At 39.5% G+C, this 215-nt stretch carries 1 protein-coding gene; it reads right to left on the bottom strand.

The annotated features are described in order from the left end of the window. Nucleotides 1-215 (bottom strand): hypothetical protein (locus tag TR08_RS33300; protein ID WP_045520833.1); only part of this gene is annotated, 215 nt, incomplete at both ends.

The raw sequence follows: 215 nt of genomic DNA, 5'->3' as shown, positions 1-215 counted from the left end.
CTCATCACCCTTATGAGTGACCGCTTCTGCTCTTTTTATAAGATTACGGGCTCTCATTACCCTTATGAGTGACCGCTTCTGCTCGTTTCTCATCGCCATCATTAGTTTTAATAAAAAGCCCCGAACATTTTTGGAGGGCACTGAAAAACTTACGTTTTTAGAAATGTAAGCATGGTCTAGACAAAAAAACGGCAATTTCTTGTTCGATTTTGAAC

Source organism: Neobacillus niacini (assembly GCF_000759675.1).
In the GTDB taxonomy this organism is placed as follows: Bacteria; Bacillota; Bacilli; order Bacillales; family Cytobacillaceae; genus Neobacillus; species Neobacillus niacini_A.
This window is presented reverse-complemented; position numbering and strand designations above follow the sequence as displayed.